This window comes from Chthoniobacter sp. (genome assembly GCF_040003245.1).
GTDB lineage: Bacteria > Verrucomicrobiota > Verrucomicrobiia > Chthoniobacterales > Chthoniobacteraceae > Chthoniobacter.
On sequence record NZ_JBDUCX010000355.1, the window covers coordinates 1 to 4,923 of the forward strand.

The 4,923-nt window shown below is 62.6% G+C and carries 3 protein-coding genes; 2 read left to right on the top strand and 1 reads right to left on the bottom strand.

Annotation, left to right across the window (positions count from 1 at the left end):
- Both ABJF10_RS29280 and ABJF10_RS29285 read left to right on the top strand, forming a co-directional pair.
- Positions 1-1,328 (top strand): LamG-like jellyroll fold domain-containing protein (locus ABJF10_RS29280; RefSeq protein WP_348548147.1); only part of this gene is annotated, 1,328 nt, incomplete at its 5' end.
- A 290-nt stretch (positions 1,329-1,618) separates the two neighbouring features.
- On the top strand, positions 1,619-3,544 hold the full coding sequence (locus ABJF10_RS29285) for a tetratricopeptide repeat protein (RefSeq protein WP_348548149.1): 1,926 nt from the start codon (positions 1,619-1,621) through the stop codon (positions 3,542-3,544).
- 178 nt (positions 3,545-3,722) lie between these two features.
- Here the strand turns inward: ABJF10_RS29285 and ABJF10_RS29290 are convergent.
- A partial coding sequence (locus tag ABJF10_RS29290) for a DUF1553 domain-containing protein (RefSeq protein WP_348548148.1) occupies positions 3,723-4,923 on the bottom strand: 1,201 nt, incomplete at its 5' end.

A 4,923-nucleotide genomic window follows, 5' to 3' on the forward strand; every position in this document is an offset into this window, starting at 1 on the left:
CCGTTCTCGTTGAGGGGGATACTCTTCGCCAAACAGTACTCACGCATTCGGCGGATGCCGTGTGGGCGGACGGCGGAGCTGGCCGGCAGCGGGGCGAAAGTCTCACCCCGGGCTGGTTGCATTTGAAATCCGGGGCGGTGCAGATCGAATTCTCGCGCGGCGCCCGGGTCGTCCTCGAGGGGCCGGCGGAGTTCCAGCTCCTGACGGACAATTCCGCTTTCCTCGGCAGCGGCAAGCTGCGCGCGCAGGTTCCCGATCCCGCGCACGGCTTCACCGTGAGGACATCGGCGTTTGCCGTGGTCGATTACGGCACGGAGTTTGGATGCAGTCTCCCGATTGCCGGTGCGCCCCAGATTCACGTCTTCAATGGGTTGGTCGGCTTGCAAGGCGCGCAACCGACGGAGCGCAAGCTGCGGCAAAATCAAGCCGTGCAGATCGACCAGGGTCACGTGCACGACATTCCGGCGCGCCGCGATCAATTCCTGAGCGATGAGGAACTGGCCAAGCGCGAACGCGCGAGTGTGTTGGGACGACTGACAGCGTGGCACGCGGCGAGCCAGGCCTTGAGCGAGCATCCGGCGGCGCTGGTGCATCTCGATTTCGAAGGCGACCGCGGCTGGTCGCGCAATATCCCCAATCGCGCCTGGCGTGCGGTGCCCGGTTCGCCGGCGAGCATGGTCGGCTGCCAGTTCAACGATGGCCGCTGGCCGGGCAAAGGCGCGATCGAGTTTGCCCGTCCCGAGGATCGCCTGCGGCTGAATCTGCCCGGGGGCTACGAATCGATGACGCTGCTGGCCTGGCTGCGCGTCGATACGCTGCCCGACCGCCCGCAATCCCTGGTCATGGCCGACGGCATGAGCACGGGCGACGTGCAATGGTACATCAGCCGCTGGGGTGAACTGGGCTTCGGCGTCCATATCGGCAAGAGCGGCGACCCGACTGGCTGGCGCTATCATCACAGCGAGCCATTGTTCACGCCGGAGACTTTGGGATCGTGGGTCTGCATCGCGACCGTCTACGACAACACGACGGACACCGTGACGCATTACTTCAATGGTCAACCGATTGGCGCCGACAAGCTGGGCGTGCGCACGCTGCTCCAGCTCGAGACTTTCGAAATCGGCAACTGGGCACTCCGCGACGGCGAGCAATGGCGCGCGGGCATCGTGCCGCGCAGCGCGAAGGACAGCGCGCGCAACCTGCAGGGCCGGATCGACGAAGTGGCCGTTCTCTCCGCACCACTGAGCGCCGAGGAGATTCGCCAGTTTTACGAGATCGGCAAGATCGAACAACCGACCCCGACGACGCTCGTCAAGAACCTGCGATAACGGGCGACGGTAGCGAGGGGCAGGTAATTGAACCGCAGACTGGAGGCTCGGCGACAGGTCCATGGCGCAACGGGGACAAGCGCGGAGGCGCAGAGGAAGAGAGACAAGCGGGGCACTGTCTCTCGGGCTCATTGTCCGATTGTCGCATAGTCTCATTGTCTTTTACCCCCTCTGCGTCTCTGCGCCTCTGCGTTTTTCCCTCGCTGGTCTTCCGGGATGCCGTCCGCGACTGGATTGCGTTTTCGCGCGGCCGGGTGTCTTCTTCCGACACCCGAATGTCCCCCCTGCGAATGGCTGCGGTCCCAGAAGCCCTCGATCTTGCGCTCCGGCATCACCAAGCCGGGCGGCTGGCGGAAGCCGAGGCGCTCTATCGCCAGATCCTCGCCGTGCAACCCAATCACGCGGACGCACTGCATTTGCTCGGCGTCCTCGCCCAGCAAGCTGGCCGCCCCGACCTCGCGGCGATGTTGATTCAAAAATCCCTCGCTCTTTTCCCCGGCAACGCGGCGGCGCATTCCAATCTGGGAGAAGCGTTCCGGACCGCAGGGCGGCTCGAAGAAGCGGCGGCGGCCTATCATCGCGCTCTCGAAATAAAGCCCGACTATCCGGAAGCGTACAACAATCTCGGCGCTGCCCTGGTCGAGTTGGACCGCGTGGGCGATGCCGTCGCGGCGTATCGCTGTGCCTTGCAACTGAAGCCCGACTATCCGGAGGCGCACAATAACCTGGGCAACGCACTGCGGAGCCAGGGTCTGCTCGACGAAGCACTGGCCGCTTATCGGCGCACCCTGCACCTCAGGCCCGATTTCGCGGAGGCTTATGGCAACCTGGGTGTCGTGCTCGCCGAATCGGGCCAGAACGAAGAAGCCATCGCCAACTACCGCCGCGCGCTGGAACTCAATCCGGGGCAAGCGTGGGTGCATGGCAACTTGATCTACGCGCTCCATTTCCTGCCGAGTCTCGATAGCGCCGCGATCGCGGAAGAGCACGCCCGGTGGACCCGGCAATTCGCCGAACCGCTCAAGGCGCTGTATCGATTGCCGGCGAACGACCGCAGTCCTGGGCGGCGGCTGCGCGTCGGCTATGTTTCCCCGGACTTCCGCGAGCATGTGGTGGGGCGAAATGTGGTGCCGCTGTTCCAGTTTCACGATCGGGAGAACTTTGAGATCCTGTGCTATTCGGGAACGGTGCACACCGACGCGGTGACGGCGGAGATTCGGCAACATGCGCACCAATGGCGGAGCACCGTGGGCCTGACGGACGAACAGTTCGCGGAGATGATCCGCCAGGATGGGGTCGATATCCTGGTGGACCTGACGCAGCACATGGCCGGGAATCGGCTGGCGGCATTCGCCCGCAAACCGGCGCCGGTGCAGGTCAGCTTCGCGGGCTATCCGGAGACGACGGGCGTGGAAGCGATCGAATATCGGATCAGCGACCGGTATTTGGAAGAGAAGATGGAAGATGGAAAATCGCGGGTGGGGTCCCCACTGCGAACGGCGAATTCCGATCGCCAATCTGCAGCGAAATCCGAGGCGGCGGAAGAGGAGGTTTTCCTGATTGATAGCTTTTGGTGTTACGATCCTTGCGGGATGGAGGTGGAGGTGAATGCACTGCCGGCGCAGGAGAATGGGTGGGTGACTTTTGGAAGTTTGAATAGCATCCGCAAGATCAACGAACCGGTGTTGAAGCTGTGGGCTCGGGTGCTTGTTGAAGTGGCTGATTCGCGGCTGGTGTTGATGAGCCCGCCAGGAAGCTGCGGACAACGGATCATCCGGATCCTGGAGGGGGAAGGAGTCGCGGCGCACCGGGTGGATTTTGTGGAGCGGTGTCCGCGACGGGCGTACTTGGAATTGCATCATCGGCTGGACCTCGTTTTGGATCCGTTTCCATACGGCGGGCACACGACCAGCCTGGATGCGCTTTGGATGGGCGTGCCAGTCGTGAGCCTTGCCGGAAGGAGGTCGGTATCGCGCGCGGGTCTGAGCATTCTGACCAACCTGGGCCTGGCCGAGTTGGTGGCAGATTCGGAAGAGGCTTATGGGGGGATCGCGGTGGAGTTGGCTGGGAATCTCTCGCGACTAGCCCACTTGCGCGCCACATTGCGATCACGGATGGAGGGCTCGGCACTGATGGATGCACCCCGATTCGCGCGCAACATTGAAGCCGCCTACCGCAGCATGTGGCAACATTGGTGCGCTAAAACATTCAAATAGGAGGATAGCCGCACCGCCCAGCACGGCAGCAGAACTCCGGGGAGCGCGCTTCCCTTTAGGCCTACGCCATTGCCGAGGACACGCTAAATAAAAGCGCCCCGCAACACGGTGGTTGCGGGGCGCTTGGTTGAGTTTTCAATTCACCGCTTCAGCGATGAACTTTGATTGAGGCGCCGGCTTAGTTGACGTAGGCCGCTTCGTTGGAGAGCAGCAGAGCGTGGGCGTAGGTCTCCCAACCGGTCAGCGGCTTCCGTTCGATGGTCGCGCCTTCATTCTGGATGGCGGCGAAGCCATTGTTGTCGGCCATATTGCCATTGCGCTTGGCGCGCTCTTCGGTCTTCTTCTCCGCCTTCTCGGTCATGTCCTTGGCCTCGGCGGCGACGCGATCCTGCAAGCGCAACTCCTCCTGAAGGAAGGCGTAGGCGATCCGGATTTCATCCCCGGTCGGCGTCCGGCCGAGGATGATGCGGTAAATGCCGATGATCCGATCGTTATTCGTCTTGGCGTGGGAAATCACCGGCTGGGCCATAATGCTGCGGGCGACGTCAATGGCCATCGGGCTGTTCATCAAGAACAAGGCCTGTTGCGGCACGACGGTGGTGGTGCGCTTGGAATTGGGCGCTTCCGGATTGCTGAAGTCGAAGTGCGACATGAGCTCCGGCAGGTTGCCGCGATCGATGTAACCATAGATCGTGCGGCGATAGCTGTACGGTTCATCCGTGAGGTTCACCGGCTGGCCACCGACCGTCCGGTCGAGCTTGTTGGCCATGACGAGCAGGGAGTCGCGCATGGCTTCGAAGTCCATCCGGCGCACATTGGCGTGCCAGAGGAGACGATTGTCAGGATCGATATTGGCATATCCCGCGGCGGTCGTCGAGTGACCGTCGGTAATGCTGCTGGTCTCTTGATAGACCTTCGACAGCATGATCAAGCGGTGCAGCTTCTTCAGCGACCAGCCCTGCTCCATGAGGTAGGAGGCGAGGTAGTCCAGGAGTTCCGGATGCGTCGGCTTTTCCGCCTGCGTCCCGAGATCGTCGGGCGTGCGGACGAAGCCTTCACCGAAGTGGTGCAGCCAGACGCGATTGACGATCACGCGGGCCGTGAGCGGGTTGTTCTTGCTGGCGATCGCCTGGGCGAGTTCGAGGCGGCCACTGCCGATCTTGAACGGCGTAGGCTTGCCACCGGAGAGGATCTCCAGGAAATGCCGGGGAACGATGTCGCCCTTGTTCTCGGACAGACCACGGATGAACACCGGGGAGTTCGTCGGACTGGACTTGTCTTCCACGACCATGGCGCGGGCATCGTTGCCGCTATCGGTCAGGAGCAGGTTATTGATCTTGTTGAACGACCAACCGCGGTTGCGCAGACCGAGCGGCCAG

Coding starts and splice junctions, on each gene's coding strand:
- ABJF10_RS29285 (WP_348548149.1), top strand. CDS start 1,619: ATGGCTGCGGTCCCAGAAGCCCTCGATCTTGCGCTCCGGCATCACCAA.